The sequence below is a fragment of the Psittacicella gerlachiana genome, assembly GCF_003585965.1.
Classification (GTDB): domain Bacteria; phylum Pseudomonadota; class Gammaproteobacteria; order Enterobacterales; family Psittacicellaceae; genus Psittacicella; species Psittacicella gerlachiana.
This window is the reverse complement of sequence record NZ_NRJF01000284.1, coordinates 1-1,463: the sequence shown is the minus strand read 5'-3', so window position 1 is coordinate 1,463 and position 1,463 is coordinate 1. Positions and strand designations below refer to the sequence as shown.

The following is a 1,463-nucleotide window of genomic DNA, read 5'->3' as shown; positions in this document are numbered from 1 at the left end:
ATGTTACACTTAACGAGTTTATTTTAACTTGCAGTGAAAAATTTATTAAAAAAATTATCTCTATATAGTCATTGGAAGATACTCTATTGGCCAATAAAGCTATTTTTATTTTTAAATTTCAGGATCGCATTTAAGCTTAAGGAAATATTATGACTCTAAAAACTCTCCCATTTTTTGCGAATGCAAAATTGCATTTAAAATTAATGTTTGAAATTAACTATCGAGAAAATCGCCTCAGTTATTTTTATTCTATTCTTGCGTTTAATGTAATTATTCCCTTAGTATTATCTTTAATATCTCTCCTATTGACTGCAGGGACCTATTATTTTTCTCAAGATCACGAGCAGGGGGTAGGTTTAGTCCTTATCTTTGGAGCATGGATAATCCTCATGATTGTAAATTTTATTATCTCGGTAATAGTCCTTATTTTATCTATTACCTCAGGAGTTCGACGACTACATGATCTAGGGAAATCAGGTATGACCATTCTATGGGTATATTTAATAGGGATTGTTTTATCAATTCTTGTGGTTGGCGTTTTTATTATTATGGGGTTTCATCTCTATTTACTCTTTGCTAGAACCAAAGAAGGAGCTCATCCTTTTAGTGAGCTTGATAATCCTTTCCTTGTAGAAAGATAAACAATGCCAACTTTTTTTCACCTCACATTAACTCTAAACAACAATATATCAAAGTGATATAGATAAAAATAAAAAAAGGAATGAGTTATGGAAGAAAAATTAGATCAATTTGCAGATCAAATAGCAAGTTATATAAAAATATATTTTTTTAAATTTGTAGAATACTTTCAATTAACATGGCTTAGTTTTCTTTTTCTTATTTTTTCTTTTTTAGTTGTAATGTTTACAACTTGTGCATTAAAGTCTACTGTTGAATTTTTTGAAAAAAGATATATAGAAAAAACTAAAGATTATAGATTAATAAACTATCCTTTAAGATATAGAATTTATAATTTATTTATTTATTATTTTATTTCAGAAGCTTTTGTAAGTATGATAATAAACTTTGTTAAATATAGAAAAGTTTATGTAATACATAATTATATTTTTACTTTTATAGAGAATATACCTGTTATTATTATTTCATTTATTATAGTTAAAGGGATATTTGTTTATATAAAGAAAAAATTACAAAAAAAGGGATTGAAGTGAGGATAAAAATGAAAGAAAAAATATCTTCTTAAGAATTGATCTTGATTTATTAAATGAATTAGATATTAAATCAAATGAACTTTCAATAAGTAGAACTGCTTTAATAACTTTAATTCTTAGAAAACATGTTAATCAAGATATTATTTAATTTTATGTATAATCTTAAGGTTCTATTTAATTCTTAGAGTTTTTTAAGATTGGGAAGTCTCAAGGATTTATTTAGGTATACGGCTATGTTATAATTTTAGAACTATTAAGTTAAGATTAATCGGTAAATGTTTTTCTTAACTT

The 1,463-nt window shown here is 24.9% G+C and carries 2 protein-coding genes; both read left to right on the top strand.

Annotated features, from left to right (window positions below; all coding sequences use genetic code 11):
- The first annotated feature begins 149 nt into the window (after nt 1-149).
- On the top strand, nt 150-641 hold the full coding sequence (locus tag CKF59_RS07705; protein WP_119535322.1) for a DUF805 domain-containing protein: 492 nt from the start codon (nt 150-152) through the stop codon (nt 639-641).
- An 87-nt stretch (nt 642-728) separates the two neighbouring features.
- Complete coding sequence (locus CKF59_RS07700) at nt 729-1,172, top strand: hypothetical protein (protein WP_119535321.1); 444 nt, start codon at nt 729-731, stop codon at nt 1,170-1,172.
- The last annotated feature ends 291 nt before the right edge of the window (nt 1,173-1,463 follow it).

Coding starts and splice junctions, on each gene's coding strand:
- CKF59_RS07705 (WP_119535322.1), top strand. CDS start 150: ATGACTCTAAAAACTCTCCCATTTTTTGCGAATGCAAAATTGCATTTA.
- CKF59_RS07700 (WP_119535321.1), top strand. CDS start 729: ATGGAAGAAAAATTAGATCAATTTGCAGATCAAATAGCAAGTTATATA.